The following is a 15,682-nucleotide window of genomic DNA, read 5'->3' on the forward strand; positions in this document are numbered from 1 at the left end:
CACCCATGACGACCTATGTGCTTCGCCGGCTTCTGCAATGGCTACCCGTGCTGTTGGTCTCGAGCATACTGGTGTTTGCCGTCGTCCGTTCCCTTCCGGGGGACGCGGCCGATGTCATAGCCGGACCCGACGCCAGCGAAGAGGTCGTCGCCGCGGTTAGGCGGGCCTATGGTCTCGATCAGCCCCTGCCGGTCCAGTACTTGGCCTGGCTGGGGCAACTGCTCCAGGGCAATTTGGGTAAGTCCTACATCTACCACCTGGATGTCGGGACGCTGATTCTCAGCCGCGTGCCGCAATCTCTGCTGCTCGCCGGCATGGCGTTGTTGATCGCAGTTGCAATCGGCGTTCCGGCCGGCCTTGTCGCCGGACTGCGCAATGGCCGCTGGCCGGACTGGATGGTCTCCGGGGGCACAGCCGTTGCCATAGCACTGCCCGATTTCTGGTTCGGCATGCTGGCCATCCTGTTGTTCTCGGTCAGCCTCGGCTGGCTGCCGCCCGGCGGGTTCGAAAGCCTGTTCGACAACCCGGCGGGGTTTTATCTCTCGTTGGTGCTACCGTCGGCGACGCTCGCTCTGACCGGCACGGCGGTGCTGGCCCGCTTCACCCGCAGCGCCGTGATCGAAACGCTCGGCGAGGACTTCGTGCGCACCGCCCGCGCCAAAGGCCTGAATCCGCTCCGGATCATCTTTAGGCACATCCTGAGGAACTCGCTGGTGCCCGTCATTACCATGATGGGTATCCTGTTCGGCCGCATGCTGGGCGGTGCCGTAGTGATCGAATCCCTGTTCGCCTGGCCCGGCGTCGGCCGCCTGCTGGTGCAATCAATCATCAACCGTGACTATGGCGTGGTGCAAGGCGTGCTGGTGCTGCTCGTCGTGTTCTTCCTCGCCATCAATCTCATCGTCGATCTGCTCTATGCCGCTGTCGATCCCCGCATCCGCTATGCCATTGAGGACAACAAGTGAGCCAGACCCCCTCCCTGATGGGCCTCGCGACCTTGCGCGACAGGGCCCTTGATGCCATGGCGGCTCATCCGCTGGGCGCGTTCGGTGCCGCCCTGGTGGCTCTAGTTGCGGCGATTGGGCTGTTCGCCCCCTGGCTCGCGCCGTTCGACCCGGATATGCAGTTTTCCGGAATGCGTCTTGCAGCACCCGGTACTGGCGGGCACCTGCTGGGTGCTGACGAACTCTCTCGCGACATTCTCAGCCGCGTCATTCACGGCACGCGCGTGTCCCTGCTCGCAGGCGTAGCCAGCGTGTCGGCGGGTGCTGCAATCGGCATCCTGCTCGGTATGGTCTCGGCGACCTTTGGCAATAAGGTCGACGCCCTCATCATGCGGGCCTGCGACGTGATTCTGGCCTATCCCGGGATCCTGCTCGGTATCGTTGCGGTTGCTGTCCTCGGGCCGGGCCTGGTCCAGGTGTGCATCGCCATCGCCTTCCTCAATATCCCGGTCTTTGCCAGGCTCATGCGTTCGGCAGTGCTGAAAGAGCGCAGCCTTGAATACGTCAAGGCCGCCCAGGTGCAGGGCGCCTCGATGGGCCGCATTCTGTTCTATCACATTATGCCCAACTCCATCGGTGTGGTGATCACCCAGATTTCGGCGGCCGTGGGCCATGCGGTGCTGCTCGAGGCTTCGCTTTCATTCCTGGGACTGGGGGTGCAGGCGCCGACCGCCTCGCTGGGCTCGATGTTGAGCAAAAGCCGGGATTATCTGGGAGCGGCGCCGTTCTATTCCATCGCTCCCGGCCTCGTCCTGTTCGTACTGGTGCTCGGTCTCAACTTCTTCACCGACGCGCTGCAAAAGAGCCTCAACCCCACCAGTAAACAGAGATAGGACGATGGCAATGCTCGCAAATTCGCCGCAACCGCTCCTCGACGTCCAGGGACTGGTGGTTCGCATTGGCAGCAAAGCAACCGGGTTCGACGTCGTGCGGGGCGTCAGCTTCCAGGTGCAGCCGGGGGAGACCGTGTGCATCGTCGGGGAGTCTGGCTCCGGCAAGACGCTGACCGCGCTTACGCTTTTGGGGCTGCACGCCGATCCGGTGCGGATCGCCTCTGGACGTATCGCCCTTGACGGTGCGGACCTGATCAGCCTGTCGGAGCGCGACTTCGCCGCACTGCGCGGGGACCGCATCGCCATGGTTTTCCAAGACCCTATGACTTCGCTAAATCCGGTGCTGACCATCGGTGAGCAGATCAGTGAGGTGATTTCTGCGCATCGTGAGGGACTCGGACGCTCGCAGCTACGGGCAGAAGCGGTCGACCTGCTCAAGCTGGTCGGTATTCCAGCCGCCGCCGAACGGCTCGACGCCTATCCCCATCAGCTTTCGGGCGGCATGCGCCAGCGTATCCTGATCGCCATAGCACTCGCTAACCAACCCCGCGTCATCGTGGCCGACGAGCCGACCACCGCGCTCGACGTGACTATCCAGGCGCAAGTCATGGACGTCATGCGCGCGGCAGTGGCCAAGTCGGGGGCGGCGCTGCTGCTGATCACGCACGACATGGGCCTGGTGGCCGAGACCGCCGACCGAGTCTTGGTAATGTATGCCGGCCGCATCGTGGAATCGGGCAGCGTCTACGACGTTTTCCGCGAGCCGCGCCATCCCTATACCCGCGCACTGCTGTCCAGCATACCGCGCGTCGATGGCGACCCCGATGCCGCGCTCGAGGCCTTGGGCGGGGAGCCGCCGCGATTGTCCAACCTGCCACCCGGCTGCAGCTTTCGGCCGCGGTGCAAGCTCTCGGCGGGACGCGCCGCTTGTACGCGCGAGGATCCTCAGCTGCGCGAAATCACGGTCGGTCATGCGGCGGCGTGTCACTTCGCCGAGGAGCTCGTGGACCAAATGATCCTTCAAGGAGACGCGCCATGAGCGCCGCAATCGCCTCCGCCGGCCCGAGTGAACCGCTGCTGCGCGTCTCCGGGCTCAAGAAGCACTTTCCGATCCGCAAGGGCGTGCTGCAGCGGGTGAGCGGGCACATCAAGGCTGTCGACGGCGTGGATTTCGAGATCGGCCGCGGGGAAACCTTCGGACTGGTCGGGGAATCGGGCTGCGGCAAGTCTACGGTCAGCTCCCTGTTGGTAGGCTTGGCCAATCCCAGCAGCGGCGACATCACCTTCGAAGGCCGCAGCATCGTTGGGGTCTCGCGCCGGGCTGACCCCGAGCTGTGTCGCAAGGTACAGATCGTGTTCCAGGACCCTTATGCTTCGCTCAATCGGCGCCGGACGGTGTTCGAGATTGTCGCCGAGCCGCTGATCATTCACAGAATTGAAAAAGGTCCGGCGCTGCGCGCACGGGTGCTCGAGTTGTTGGCGCAGGTGGGCCTGACCGCCGAGCAGGCCGATCGCTATCCCAGCCAGTTCTCCGGTGGGCAGCGACAGCGTATCGGTATCGCCCGGGCGTTGGCGCTAGATCCGGCACTGATCATCCTCGATGAGCCCGTCTCGGCGCTAGATGTGTCGATCCAAGCTCAGGTGCTCAATCTTCTGAAGTCGCTACAGCAGAAGTTGGGGCTCTCCTACCTGTTCATCTCGCACGACCTATCGGTGGTCAAATACATGGCGGATCGGATCGGCGTGATGTATCTGGGCCGGATCGTTGAGGTCGGGGTGACTCATGCCCTGTTCAGCAATCCCAGGCACCCCTATACGCAGGCGCTGCTGTCGTCGGTGCCCTCCGACAATCCCTTCAACCGCTCGCTGGGCAAACGCCGGATCCTGTCGGGTGACCTGCCGAGTCCGAGCGCGCCGCCCCCCGGCTGCAGCTTCCACACGCGCTGCTTCCGCAGCCGTCCCGACTGCGCGGTGCGGATCCCCCAGTTATCCGTCGGCGAGCCCCATCGCGTCGCCTGCCACTACCCGGACTAAGGGTCATGCACCGATACTTGCCGGTCCTCGACTGGGGCCGGAGATACAACCGGCAGACGCTGGTCAGCGATCTGGTGGCCGCAGCGATCGTCACCATCATGCTGATACCGCAGTCGCTGGCGTATGCGCTCTTGGCCGGTCTGCCGCCGGAGGTTGGTCTCTACGCCTCGGTTCTGCCGCTCGCCGCTTATGCGATCTTCGGGACGTCCACCTCCCTGGCGGTGGGACCGGTGGCGGTGGTGTCGTTGATGACTGCCGCGGCGGTGGGCCGGATAGCGAGCGAGGGTACTGCGGACTATGCCAGCGCCGCGATCATCCTTGCCATGCTCTCAGGCGGAATGCTCGTGGCGATGGGCGCGATGCGTCTGGGGTTTCTCGCCAACTTCCTTTCGCATCCGGTCATGGCCGGCTTCATCACCGCTTCCGCATTGATCATTGCCATAAGCCAGATCGGCGGCCTGCTCGGCATACCGACTGCGGGCCATGCCCTGCCGGATCTGCTTGCGTCCCTCTGGGATGGCCTAGACCAGTTCAACGCCTCCACGCTGGCAGTAGGTGCCCTGGCGCTTGGCCTTTTGCTGTGGATCCGGCTCGACCTGAAAAACTGGCTCCTGCATTGCGGACTTGGTAAGGCGGCGGCCAACGCTGTCGTGCGGGCTGGGCCGGTCGCCGTAGTGGGCCTGACCATGACCGCTTCTGCCCTGTTCGACCTCGGGGGAAGGGGGGTTGCACTGGTCGGGCAGGTGCCGCAGGGCCTGCCTCAGCCTTCTCTCCCCACTTTCGATCTTGAGACCATTCGTCTGCTGATCGTTCCAGCTCTCGCGATCTCCGTCGTGGGGTTTGTCGAATCCATCTCCGTTGCACAGACCCTCGCCGCCAAGCGGCGAGAGCGCATCGATCCGGATCAAGAGCTGATCGGGCTCGGCATGGCCAATGCCGCCGCCGCGATCAGCGGCGGCTATCCGGTGACGGGCGGCTTTGCCCGCTCGGTCGTCAATTTTGACGCGGGCGCAGCCACGCCGGCGGCGGGCGCGTTTACGGCGGTCGGCATCGCCGCTGCGACCCTTGTGCTGACGCCGTTACTGGCGCTGCTGCCAAAGGCGACCTTGGCAGCCACAATCATCGTGGCGGTGCTCAGCCTCGTCGACTTTTCTGTCCTGACACGCGCCTGGAGCTTTTCGAAGGCGGATTTTGCAGCCGTCGTGGCCACCCTCTTCGGCACGCTTCTGTTCGGCGTGGAGCCGGGCATCGGTCTGGGGGTCGGCCTCTCTCTCTTGATCTTCCTGCTGCGGTCGTCCCGCCCCCATGCCGCCGTTGTCGGGCGCGTCCCCGGGACGGAACATTACCGCAATGTCGAGCGCCATGCTGTCGAGACTGAGCCCAGCATCGCTTCGCTGCGCGTCGATGAGAGCCTCTATTTCGCCAATGCACGCTATCTGGAGGACATCGTTTTCGACCTTGTGGCGAAAAGGCCAGAGGTCAAGGACGTCATCCTGATGTGCTCGGCCGTCAACGCCGTCGACCTGTCGGCACTCGAAAGCCTGAGCGCCATCCACCGCCATCTGGCGGATATGGGCGTGCGGTTTCACCTCTCCGAAGTTAAGGGGCCAGTGATGGATCGGCTCAAGGGAACGGAGTTTCTTGCTCAAATGAAGGAGCGTGTTCACCTAAGCCACCATCAGGCGGTGCAGGCTGTTTCCAATGGGGCACAGTCGCTTGTTCACGACGTTAGTTGAGAGTGCGGGCACCGGACGAGGCGCCGTATGTCACCGCTGGTAACTTCGGGTAGGAACGCCTCTGACCACTGTTGGCAATGGCCACTCGAACGGCCTACGAGGTGGCCAACTAGTACATGACTATGACTGTCCAGAATGCTCGCGAGGCTGATTCTCTGAGGAGCGAGAACATCAAGCGCAGCAGCTAGGACGAGGATCTAAACCTCAAGCAGCCGGTTGCTGATGAATGTCCGCTTTGGGCCGAGAGCGGACTGGCAGGTTTTAGATCGGAAGGCTGAGGTGGACCCGCCTGGTGAGACAGCTTGGCGGCTTGGCTAAGGTGGATCGGTTGGTTTCTACGCCGCCAATAGCTCCGTCATTTCTGCCATAGCATAGACCTCGTCGGGCGTCCTGCCGCCGAAGCTCGAGTGGGGGCGCTTCCGGTTGTAATAATCGATCCAGGAGCCGATGCCGCTGCGGGCTTGGCTTTCCCCCGAGCAACCGATCTTTGCGGCGATCGACTGAATCGCAGCCCACTGCGAGCCGTGCTCCTCCTGGTGATCCAAAACCATCCCAACCGCACGGCGCGGGCCTCGGGGCTAAAGGGCGGTACTCTTTTCTTTGTCATGGCTCCATTCTCTCAAGAGTTGGAGCCTCCGCTAAACCCGGGGCAGTTCAGTCCAGTAGTGGTCAGGCACGTTGATTATGGTTCATTGTCGTCTAGCATGTTCCTGTCATGCAGAACTCTCATTCCGAGCTTGTCGAAATTGCCAAAGCGCGCCTGGTCGATCTGGGCGCGTTGGTAGGTCGGGTTGACTTACCAGTGCTGGAACGCAGAGTGGCGGATATACTCGAGCATCTCGAGGAATTCTGCCAAGAATTTGATCATGACGAGCCCCCTCATTCTGGACAAGGTCAAAGTCTTGCCAGCGTTGACCTCGCAAATGCCTGGCGGTCGGGACTAGCGCCTGATAGAGCCAGTGCTCTTCCGAGTCACGCATACCTTGAGAAGCTTGAGGAGCTTGGTCGCCGATGCTCTGCAGACCCGGCAGCGTTCGACGCCCTTGCTTTTCATGCAGCTGCAAGAATTGCGGAAGATCAGCGTTTGTCCGTTCCGCTCCGTCGGTTCGTATGCGACCACCTGAGTGGCAAGCTGATGCGTCCCCGTCCACCTGGACGAACGCGGAAAACTGTTCTGTCTGACCTGATGCTCGCTCAGGTTGTAGCAGAGTTGGTCGAGAAGCATGGCATCAAGGCCGTTGGCAATGTAGCTTCCGAGAATGAAGGAAGTGCCTGCGCAATTGTGGCACAGGCCATGAAGGAACTCGGTCAGCCGCCGCGCTCATTTTCGGCAGTCGAGAAGGCATGGTTTGCGTCCAGGCGTGGCAAAGCGCGATTGAGCGTTTCATGAGCTGATGCGGCCGCCAACCATGGGGTCTGCATGCACCGTTACGTTTCGTGCACTTCCTCATTTCAGCCCTGCCTGTTCTGCTCTCTCGTACTTATCCTGTCCCGATCAGCTCTGCTCCTGTTGGGCCCTGACAAGCTGTATCGGCAGCAACTCGCCCTCTTGAAGGGTGCGAACCTGCTCCGCAAGACACGCAAGAAACGCCCCCTGATTTACTGCGTGTGACAGCCCCGGTCCGATCCAGTTACGTCCGTTGGTGAACGATCCGACTGGAAGTAATTCGACAATGACCGATGAGATCTGGAGGCTCCGCCGCGTCATGGCGGTAATCGGGATGAGCCGGAGCTGGCTCTACGAGGAAGTCGCGGCTGGCCGTTTCCCCGCTCCCCTGCAGCTTGGCCAACGCGCCATCGGCTGGCGCCGCTCGGAGGTGAAAAACTGGTTGGGGGGCCGTGTCCGCAAGGAGGGCAATCGATGAGTCAGGAAGCGTTGATCTGGCTTAACGGACTGCCTAAAGGCGAAGTGCGGCTCAAGCCAACCGCCAGACGTCTTCTCGAATGCCTGGCACTGCATCACCGCCATGAGACAGGGTGTTACATCTCGCAGGCGCGTTTGGCCAATGAAGCGGTGGTGTCGAGGGGCACCGTCAACAACTGCCTGAACATCCTCGAACGTGAGGGGCTTATTGCACGTGAGCGCAGAGGTTCACCGGCGCGAGGCGTGATGCAGACTACGCGCTATCACTTTCCCTTCGAACCCTCATTCGAGCGCTTCAAGCGCCCTCCGGCGGTCCTCGGAGGCGCATGCCATGTGGGCCGAGTCATGAAAACATCGGACGGTGCAGCATTTGTACCGCCTACAGTGCAGGAATTGGACGCAAGTTTCAGGAATCAAACTGAAAGAAAGGAAATCTTTCATCCCGACCAGTTTGTTGCGCATTGCCTCGATGCATGTGGCCCAGGCCTGTGCACAGCATCGCGCCGGATGATCACTGACACGAACGACCTGGTCATCGGTTGGCTGAAAGCGGGATACAGCCTCCAAAAGGACATTCTCCCGACGCTGCGGAAGCGGACGAGCCGGCCACGGACAAAGGAAATCAGGACCTGGGCCTACTTTACCAAGGCAATTGCCGAGGCTCATTACCGGCGGACACTTACGGCTCGCGGCGGTATCGAAACCAAAATGGGGGGCAAGGGGTGATGTCGTGCGCGAGCACCCTCCGTCCTGATGAACAGGTGAGCAGCGCCACGATTGCCACCAAGTCAGCCCGCAAGGCCTCTCCCCCCCGCTTCGGGTCCTTCCGGGCGATGGACGTATGCGGGGTGGCTTTGCCCGCTAAACCGCTAGTACCAAAGAATTTTTCCGGGTTCGCATCCAAGGTACGCACCTTCGGGTTCGCAGGGTACGCACCTCGTTCCGGCAATGGGTACGCAGTGTCAGGTCGCGATGGGCTGGTCCCATGTTGAAGGCTGGTCCCAATCCACTGCCGCCGAACCTCATGTCGTCCCTCGAGCGCAGGCGGGCGCTTTGCGAACTATTGGCGGCCGGACTGCTGCGTCTTCGATCAAGAGAAATAAAACACAGTGAAAACAATTCGGTAGAGGAGAAATTTCGACTACACATTCGCCCGAGACCATGCGGACTTCATCGTGACGATCACAGGAGGCCCGCATGACGATGCATGACCCCATTCCCGTGCGCCTGGCCGCGCTCAAGACCACCTCGATTACCGATCTCAAGCAGCAGTGGCGCGACCTGTTCGACAGCGAACCACCGCCATTCAACCGGCGCTACCTCGAGTCCCGTCTAGCCTATCGCATTCAGGAATTGACGTACGGCGGGCTGAAGCCCGAGACGATCCGGCGGCTGGAACGGCTGGGCGAGGAACTGGACGGCGGCGACAGGGCGAAGCGGAGCATCCGCGCGGACCGCGACCGCCCCATCACGGGCACGCGCCTCCTGCGCGAATGGCAGGGCGTCGAGCAGATCGTCACCGTCACCGCCGACGGCTTCGAATGGCAGGGGCGGCCCTACAAGTCGCTGTCGGCCATCGCCCGCGCCATCACCGGCACGCGCTGGAACGGCTGGGTGTTCTTCGGCCTCAAGAACCACAGGGGCGGAAGTGACGAAGCCGCCGGATAAATCGAAGGTCGTCCGCAAGCTGCGGTGTGCTGTCTACACTCGGAAATCCTCCGAGGAAGGGCTGGAGCAAGAGTTCAACTCGCTCCACGCCCAGCGCGAAGCCTGCGAGGCGTTCATCGCCAGCCAGCGGTCCGAGGGCTGGGTGCTCGTCCGCGATCAATATGATGACGGCGGCATCTCTGGCGGGACGCTGGACCGCCCCGGCCTTCAGCTGCTGCTGGAGGACATCGAGGACGGGCTGGTCGATGTCGTCGTGGTCTACAAGATCGACCGCCTGTCGCGCTCGCTCGCCGACTTCGCCAAGCTGGTCGAGGTGTTTGACCGCAATGGCGTGACCTTCGTCTCGGTGACGCAGTCGTTCAACACCACCACATCCATGGGGCGGCTGACACTGAACATCCTGCTCTCCTTCGCCCAGTTCGAGCGCGAGGTGACGGCCGAGCGCATCCGCGACAAGGTCGCCGCCAGCCGCAGGAAGGGCATGTGGATGGGGGGCGTGCCGCCCTACGGTTATGTCGTGAAGGACCGAAAACTGGTTGTCGACGATCAGGCCGCCGGTCATGTGCGCTGGATCTTCGCCCGGTTCCTCGAAATCGGCTCCTGCACGGAACTGGCGCGCGAGGTCGGCACGCGCGGCATCCGCACCCAGCGTGGCAACCGGATCGACAAGAAGTACCTCTACCGGATGCTGTCGAACCGCGCCTATATCGGCGAGGCGGTCCACAAGGGCGAGAGCTATCCCGGAGAGCACGACGCGATCATCGACGCCGGGACGTGGGACAAGGTTCACGCCATCCTGACTGAGAGCCCCCGCAAGCGCGCCGCCCGCACCCGTGCCGACACGCCCGCACTGCTGAAGGGGTTGCTCTACGGCCCCGACGGCGCGGCCTTCTCACCGACGCACACGCGCAAGGGCGGGCGGCTTTACCGCTACTACGTCAGCCAGACTGTGCTGAAGCATGGCGCGGGGGCCTGTCCCATCGGCCGTGTTCCCGCGGGCGAGATCGAGGCGGCGGTCATCGACCAGCTGCGGGCCGTGTTCCGCCAGCCCGAGATTGTGGCGGGCACTTGGAAGGCGGCCCGCGCGCAGGATGGCGAGATCACCGAGGCCGACACCCGCGAAGCCCTGACCCGGCTCGACCCGCTGTGGGACGAACTGTTCCTCGCCGAGCAGGCGCGCATCGTGGCGCTGCTGGTTGAGCGCGTGGACATCGGCCCTGACGGGCTCAACATCCGGCTCCGCGTCGATGGCCTCGGGAGTCTTTACCGCGAAATGCAGGCTTCCAGCGACCGAGGGGCCGCATGATCCGCAGCGCGCCGATTCCCGACACCCTCACTTTGCACGTCCCGTTCCGCATCGTGAAGCGCGGCGGTCGGAAGGAGATGCTCGTGCCCGCCGGACAGACTGTCCCGCGGCAAGCGTCCGCAACGGTCATCAAGGCGCTGGCCCGAGCTTTCCGCTGGAAGCAACTCCTTGACACCGGCGGGTTTTCGACCGTGTCAGAACTCGCGCAAAAGGAGGGGATCTCGACCACCTATCTCGCGCGCATCCTCCGCCTGACGCTAGTGGCTCCTGACATCGTGGAGAGCGTGCTCGAAGGGCGGTACGAGACTGAGTTCCTCAAAGCGGCCCTGCAAGCAGACTTTCCATCGGATTGGGAAGCGCAACGAGCGATGTCTTCGGCATTCGGCTCAGCACGTTAGCGTCTATCCATCATCTCACATCTTGGCTAAAATAGCTCCAACTCGGGGAGGAGCTCACCATGCAACGCATGTCGGCGCGCGACGCCAAGAACGCTTTCGGGCGGCTGATCGACATGGCGAGGGCAGAGCCTGTCGCCATCGAGAAGTACGGCCGGTCTGTCGTCGTGGTGCTTGCTGTTGAAGAATTCGAGCGGCTGACGGCAAAGGCGAAGAAGCGGGTGGCTTCTGGGGCATCGGGCAAACGACCGGGGCAAGAAGACTGATCCAACAGAACAACAGACCGGACAAACCGGCAGGAGACTGAACGACATGGCAAGCCACTCGGACTTGGCGAACTTGATCTGGCAGATCGCGGACCTTCTGCGCGGGCCCTATCGCCCGCCGCAGTACGAGCGCGTCATGCTGCCACTTGTCGTTCTGCGTCGCTTCGATTGCGTGCTGGCCAACACCAAGGACCAGGTATTGGCGGAGTATGCGCGGCGCAAGGGTGGGAAGCTGGAGGACGATGCTCTCGACCGGATGCTGAACAAGGCATCCGGGCACCGCTTCCACAACCGTTCGCCGATGACGTTCCAGACGATGATCGGCGATACCCCCAACTTGGCACGCCACCTTCAATCCTACATCAGCGGCTTCTCGGCCAACGTGCGGCGGATATTCGACTTCTTCGAATTCACCAACGAAATCGAGAAGATGGATGAGGCGAACATCCTCTACCTCGTGCTGAAGGAGTTTCTGAAGGTCGACCTTCATCCTGACCGGGTGAAGAACGATCAAATGGGCCTCGTATTCGAAAACCTCATCCGACGCTTCAACGAACTGGCCAACGAGACCGCGGGCGACCACTTCACGCCGCGCGAGGTGATTCACCTCATGGTCGATCTTCTTTTCATGGATGCCGACGACGTACTCAGCAAGCCGGGAACGGTGATGCGCATGCTCGACCCGGCATGCGGCACGGGCGGGATGCTTGCCGAGGCACAGCGGTACATGCGTGATCACCACAAGGAAGCGAAGCTTTACGTCTACGGACAGGACTACAACAAGCGCGCCTTCGCGACGGCCGCATCCGACATGCTCATGAAGCAGGTCGACCACAACGGCGGCGGTGAGAACGTCCAGTACGGGGACAGCTTCACCGACGACAAGTTTGATGGGCAGACCTTCGACTACTTCATCGCCAACCCGCCCTTCGGCGTGGACTGGAAGAAGCAGCAGAAGGAAATCGTGCGCCGGCACGAGAAAGCCCCGCAGGACAGCCCGTGGAGCGCAGGACTGCCGCGCGTGAATGACGGCTCCCTGCTGTTCCTGCAGCACATGATCTCGAAATTCGAAGACGTCGATTTCAAGTCGCAGAAGTACGGCTCGCGGGCGGCCATCGTATTCTCTGGCTCACCCCTGTTCACCGGGGGCGCGGGGGGCGGCGAAAGCAACATCCGCAAGTGGATCATCGAACGCGACATGCTCGAGGCCATCGTCGCCCTGCCGGAGCAGATGTTCTACAACACCGGGATCGGCACCTACATCTGGATCGTCACCAACAACAAGCCCGGCCATCGCAAGGGCACCATCCAGCTCGTCGACGCGCGCGATATCTGGATGCCCATGGGCCGCAGCCAGGGCGACAAGCGCCGCAAGATCGGCGCTGGCAAGGCGCCCGAAGGGGATGATCGCCCGGACGAACCCGATCAGATCGCCGAGATCGTGCGCCTCTACGGTGGCTACGCCCAGAATGCCAAGTCCAAGATCTTCGACAATGCCGACTTCGGCTATACCCGCGTCACCGTCGAGCGTCCGCTGCGGCTGCGCTACCGGATGACGGTCGAAGACAAGGCCCGCTTCCTCGACGCGGCACCGCACCTGCTCGACGACATCCAGGCGATAGACCAGGCGCTGGGACGCGAGCCGGAACTGGATTGGAACAAGGTCTGGGCCAGCATCGAGAAGCTGTTGAAAAAGCGCGAGTCCCGCTGGCGCGCGCCCGAGGTCAAGCTGTTCCGCAATGTGTTCACCGAGAAGGATGCGGCGGCCGAGCGGGTGAAGGCGGGCAAAGGGTTCGAGGCCGACCCAGACCTGCGCGACTTCGAGAACGTGCCCCTGAAAGAGGATATCGACGCCTACTTCGCGCGCGAGGTTCTGCCGCATGTGCCGGATGCCTGGATGGACCGCAGCAAGGACAAGGTCGGCTACGAGATCAACTTCAACCGCCATTTCTATCAGTTTACGCCGCCCCGCAGGCTGTCCGAGATCGACGTAGACCTGAAGAAGGCGGAGGACGAGATCCTACGACTTTTGCGCGAGGTGACGGAATGAGTGACGTTCCTTGGTTCAAGGCCGCTCCCGAAGGCTGGGAACGCAAAAAGCTGAAGTATTTGGCAGATTTTGTCGGCGGCGGCACGCCCGACAAGTCGAAGCCAGAATACTGGAATGGCGATATTCCCTGGGTTTCACCGAAAGACATGAAGACCGACGAAATCCTGGATACAGAAGATCACATCACAGTTGATGGGCTGCAATCCAGTGCCACCAACCTGGTGCAGCCGGGAGCAGCATTGATCGTTGTCCGGTCTGGCATTCTGCGGCACTCAATACCAGTGGCTGTGAACCGCGTTCCTGTCTCTCTCAATCAAGACATGCGTGCGATTCTTCCTCACGACTCCTTGGCGGTCGAGTTTCTCGCCTGTCTAGTCCGTGGCTTTCAAACAGAGTTGCTGAAGCAATGGAGCAAGGAAGGTGCTACCGTCGAGAGCATTGAATACGATCTGATGGCGTCCACCGAGATCCCACTGCCTCCTCTCGCCGTTCAAAAGGGCATCGTAGCGTTTCTCGACAGCGAAACAGCCGACATCGACGCCCTCATCGCTGCCAAGCAGAAGCTCCTCGACCTAATGGCCGAGAAGCGGCGCGCCATCGTGGCCGAGGCCGTCATGCGTGGCCTCGATCCATCCGCGCCCCTGCGCCCCTCAGGCATCGACTGGCTTGGCGACATCCCTGCGCATTGGGAGGTGGAGCGCTCCCGCTGGCTGTTCACCGAACGCGACCAGCGATCCCAGACCGGCGAAGAGGAAATGCTGACCGTCTCTCACCTGACCGGTGTCACCCCCCGGTCCGAGAAGGACGTGAACATGTTCGAGGCCGAAAGCACCGCTGGCTACAAGCTGTGCTTCGCCGGGGATCTGGCCATCAACACCCTATGGGCCTGGATGGGCGCCATGGGCACCGCCCGCGTCGATGGCATCGTCAGCCCCGCCTACAACGTCTACACCCCAGGCCCGCGCCTGCTGCCCGATTACGTCGATGCTCTGGTCCGGATTCCCGTCTTCGCGCAGGAAGTGACCCGCTACTCCAAGGGCGTCTGGTCCTCCCGCCTGCGGCTCTATCCCGAGGGCTTCTTCGAGACTTGGTGGCCCGTGCCGCCGCTCGATGAACAGCAACAGATCGTCGCGCACATCGGCACCGAGACCGCCAAGATCGACCGCCTGCGCACCGCGACCGAGAACTCCATCGCACTGCTGAAAGAGCGCCGCGCAGCCCTGATCGCAGCCGCTGTGACCGGCCAACTCGAAATCCCGGAGGCGGCATGAAAATCAATCGTCTCAGCCTTGCCAATGTTCGCGCGTTCAAGCAGGTCGGCTTCAAGTTCGATCCCGCTTTCACGCTGCTTGTCGGCGTCAATGGGGTCGGCAAGACAACGGCGCTTGAAACGCTGCGCATCTGTCTGTCGCGTCTTGTGCCGCAATTCACCCCCAGCCGGGCAAGACCAGATGCATTTGACCTCGACGACATCCAGATTGGCGCTGATTTTCTGCAGATCGATCTCGATTTGGATATCGCTGGCAAGGAATATCGCTATCTGCTCCTGAAGCAGAAAGACGCACACAAACCTGACCAGCCGGGATCGGTCCGGCAAGACACGTTCGAAACGCCGGACAGGGAAGAGCTTTCACCGGACCTTGACGCAGAGGCCAAACCGCTCAAGACCGCGAAATCGCAACCAGTCGCGGTCTATTTCTCAACCCGCCGTTCGCTTGTATCCGATGAACAACCGCGTTCCGGCCGCGCAAGCGGCGGTCAGGCTGCAGCTTATGCTGATGCGTTGTCCGAGCGGCCGCTGCGCCTTGCTGAGTTTGCTTCCTGGATGCGTGCGCAGGAGGAGCTTTCCAGCGAGCTGCCACGCGCCAGGCTTCATCTCGGTGCACTTCAGAAGGCTGCAAGCCGGTTTCTTCCGGATTGCACTGGCCTTCGTGCCGAAGTCGATGATCGACCGAAACTTTTGATCGACAAGCAGGGCACTACGCTGGATGTGCGTCAGCTCTCTGACGGCGAGCGGAGTATGCTTGCACTTGTTCTCGACCTTGCAAGACGTTTGTCACAGGCCAACCCCGAACTCGAAGACCCCATCCGTGATGGGAAGGGTGTCGTCTTGATCGACGAACTTGATTTGCATCTGCACCCGACCTGGCAGCGCAAGGTGACTGGGCAGCTTACGGAAACATTTCCGGCTTGCCAGTTTATCGCCACTACGCATTCGCCACAGATCGTCGGGGAAGTTCCCCACGAGAAAATCCGCATCATTCGGGAAGGAGAGGTTTTCACGCCCGACTACTCCTTCGGAATTGACTCCAGTCGTGTGCTTGAAGAACTGATGGAAACGGCTCCCAGGAACACGAATGTTGAGGAGCAAATTGGGACCATCGCGCGGCTGATCGCAGACGGCAAGCGGGAGGAGGCAAACACGGCCATAGACGCGCTGTCGTCCGAGATCGGAGACGATGATCCCGAGGTTACAAGAGCGCGTACGCTGCTCGACTTCATGGAGGATGAGGTTTGAGAGCAATC

General features: G+C 61.9%; 15 protein-coding genes and 2 pseudogenes. 15 read left to right on the forward strand and 2 right to left on the reverse strand.

Going from position 1 to position 15,682, the window contains the following annotated elements; all coding sequences use genetic code 11:
• Positions 1 to 5 precede the first annotated feature (5 nt).
• Genes ACFOOL_RS15920 through ACFOOL_RS15940 form a run of 5 tightly spaced genes read left to right on the forward strand, consistent with a single transcriptional unit; the run spans position 6 to position 5,607 of the window.
• Positions 6 to 965 (forward strand): ABC transporter permease, encoded by a 960-nt coding sequence (locus ACFOOL_RS15920; protein WP_380098339.1) that lies wholly within the window; start codon positions 6 to 8, stop codon positions 963 to 965.
• Positions 962 to 1,837, forward strand: coding sequence for an ABC transporter permease (locus tag ACFOOL_RS15925; protein WP_380098341.1), 876 nt, complete (start codon positions 962 to 964; stop codon positions 1,835 to 1,837). Before ACFOOL_RS15920 ends, ACFOOL_RS15925 begins: the two co-directional genes overlap by 4 nt.
• A gap of 4 nt (positions 1,838 to 1,841) precedes the next feature.
• Complete coding sequence (locus tag ACFOOL_RS15930) at positions 1,842 to 2,876, forward strand: ABC transporter ATP-binding protein (RefSeq protein ID WP_380098342.1); 1,035 nt, start codon at positions 1,842 to 1,844, stop codon at positions 2,874 to 2,876.
• Positions 2,873 to 3,871: an ABC transporter ATP-binding protein gene (locus tag ACFOOL_RS15935; protein ID WP_380098344.1), complete on the forward strand. Its 999-nt coding sequence runs from the start codon at positions 2,873 to 2,875 to the stop codon at positions 3,869 to 3,871. The genes ACFOOL_RS15930 and ACFOOL_RS15935 overlap by 4 nt, the downstream gene beginning before the upstream one ends.
• 5 nt (positions 3,872 to 3,876) lie before the next feature.
• A complete protein-coding gene (locus tag ACFOOL_RS15940; protein ID WP_380098345.1) occupies positions 3,877 to 5,607 on the forward strand; it encodes a SulP family inorganic anion transporter in 1,731 nt (576 codons plus the stop codon).
• 335 nt (positions 5,608 to 5,942) lie between these two features.
• Here ACFOOL_RS15940 and ACFOOL_RS15945 read toward each other — a convergent pair.
• Both ACFOOL_RS15945 and ACFOOL_RS15950 read right to left on the reverse strand, forming a co-directional pair.
• Positions 5,943 to 6,074 (reverse strand): annotated as a pseudogene (locus tag ACFOOL_RS15945) (integrase core domain-containing protein); the annotation flags it as partial.
• Positions 6,063 to 6,214: pseudogene (locus tag ACFOOL_RS15950) on the reverse strand (IS3 family transposase); the annotation flags it as partial. The pseudogenes ACFOOL_RS15945 and ACFOOL_RS15950, both read right to left, overlap by 12 nt.
• Before the next feature lie 108 nt (positions 6,215 to 6,322).
• Here ACFOOL_RS15950 and ACFOOL_RS15955 point away from each other — a divergent pair.
• The 10 genes from ACFOOL_RS15955 to ACFOOL_RS16000 all read left to right on the forward strand — a co-directional run bounded on the left by ACFOOL_RS15955 (position 6,323) and on the right by ACFOOL_RS16000 (position 15,674).
• Entirely contained in the window at positions 6,323 to 6,997 is a 675-nt protein-coding gene (locus tag ACFOOL_RS15955) for a hypothetical protein (protein WP_380098346.1), read from the forward strand.
• Between the two features lie 283 nt (positions 6,998 to 7,280).
• Positions 7,281 to 7,472, forward strand: coding sequence for a helix-turn-helix transcriptional regulator (locus tag ACFOOL_RS15960; protein ID WP_380098347.1), 192 nt, complete (start codon positions 7,281 to 7,283; stop codon positions 7,470 to 7,472).
• Entirely contained in the window at positions 7,469 to 8,197 is a 729-nt protein-coding gene (locus ACFOOL_RS15965) for a helix-turn-helix domain-containing protein (protein WP_380098348.1), read from the forward strand. The genes ACFOOL_RS15960 and ACFOOL_RS15965 overlap by 4 nt, the downstream gene beginning before the upstream one ends.
• Positions 8,198 to 8,674: 477 nt before the next feature.
• A complete protein-coding gene (locus tag ACFOOL_RS15970) occupies positions 8,675 to 9,139 on the forward strand; it encodes a DUF2924 domain-containing protein (protein WP_380098407.1) in 465 nt (154 codons plus the stop codon).
• Positions 9,120 to 10,445 (forward strand): recombinase family protein, encoded by a 1,326-nt coding sequence (locus ACFOOL_RS15975; protein WP_380098349.1) that lies wholly within the window; start codon positions 9,120 to 9,122, stop codon positions 10,443 to 10,445. Before ACFOOL_RS15970 ends, ACFOOL_RS15975 begins: the two co-directional genes overlap by 20 nt.
• Positions 10,442 to 10,843, forward strand: a complete 402-nt coding sequence (locus ACFOOL_RS15980; protein ID WP_380098350.1) for a hypothetical protein — start codon at positions 10,442 to 10,444, stop codon at positions 10,841 to 10,843. The genes ACFOOL_RS15975 and ACFOOL_RS15980 overlap by 4 nt, the downstream gene beginning before the upstream one ends.
• 59 nt (positions 10,844 to 10,902) lie before the next feature.
• Positions 10,903 to 11,106, forward strand: coding sequence for a type II toxin-antitoxin system prevent-host-death family antitoxin (locus tag ACFOOL_RS15985; RefSeq protein ID WP_380098351.1), 204 nt, complete (start codon positions 10,903 to 10,905; stop codon positions 11,104 to 11,106).
• 46 nt (positions 11,107 to 11,152) lie between these two features.
• The gene (locus ACFOOL_RS15990) at positions 11,153 to 13,156 is read left to right on the forward strand and encodes a type I restriction-modification system subunit M (RefSeq protein ID WP_380098352.1); all 2,004 of its coding nucleotides are present in this window, start codon (positions 11,153 to 11,155) and stop codon (positions 13,154 to 13,156) included.
• Positions 13,153 to 14,427 (forward strand): restriction endonuclease subunit S, encoded by a 1,275-nt coding sequence (locus ACFOOL_RS15995; protein ID WP_380098354.1) that lies wholly within the window; start codon positions 13,153 to 13,155, stop codon positions 14,425 to 14,427. The genes ACFOOL_RS15990 and ACFOOL_RS15995 overlap by 4 nt, the downstream gene beginning before the upstream one ends.
• Positions 14,424 to 15,674 carry an AAA family ATPase gene (locus tag ACFOOL_RS16000; protein ID WP_380098355.1) on the forward strand — a complete coding sequence of 417 codons (1,251 nt, stop codon included), beginning with the start codon at positions 14,424 to 14,426 and terminating at the stop codon, positions 15,672 to 15,674. The genes ACFOOL_RS15995 and ACFOOL_RS16000 overlap by 4 nt, the downstream gene beginning before the upstream one ends.
• Positions 15,675 to 15,682: the final 8 nt, after the last annotated feature.

Origin of the sequence: Devosia honganensis, assembly GCF_042648785.1 — a bacterium.
Lineage (GTDB): Bacteria > Pseudomonadota > Alphaproteobacteria > Rhizobiales > Devosiaceae > Devosia > Devosia honganensis.